General features: G+C 65.5%; 1 pseudogene. It reads left to right on the forward strand.

Annotation, left to right across the window (positions count from 1 at the left end):
- Positions 1-443 (forward strand): annotated as a pseudogene (locus ACWTU8_RS32730) (ABC transporter ATP-binding protein); the annotation flags it as partial.

Raw genomic sequence — 443 nt, forward strand, 5'->3', positions numbered from 1 at the left:
GGGCGACTGATCCGTATTTTCGGCCAGGAGGCCCGGGAGAAGGCGATATTCGACACCGCGTCCGATGCGGTTCGCCGCGCCTCCTTCGTCCTGCAGGTCCGCCAGGGGGCGCTGCCGCCGCTGACCGAGGTTCTCCACGCCATGCTGTTCCTGGCGGTGGTGATCGGCGCCTGGCTGGCGCAGGTGGGTTTCCCACTGATCATCGCCTTCGTCATCCTGCTTTACAGGCTGCAGCCGCATATGCGGGCCCTGCAGGGATCATGGAGCCAGTTGCAGGGCCTGAGCGGATCGCTGGAAGAGGTGGCATGGATGCTGGATCCCGCCGGCAAGCCCAGGCCGCCGCAAGGCGACGGGCCTTTCCACGGTTTGCGCCAGGGCATCAAGTTCGATGACGTGACGTTCACCTATTCCGGCACGGACCAGCGTGAAGTGGTGCTGCATGC

The organism is Mesorhizobium sp. BHbdii (assembly GCF_053848045.1).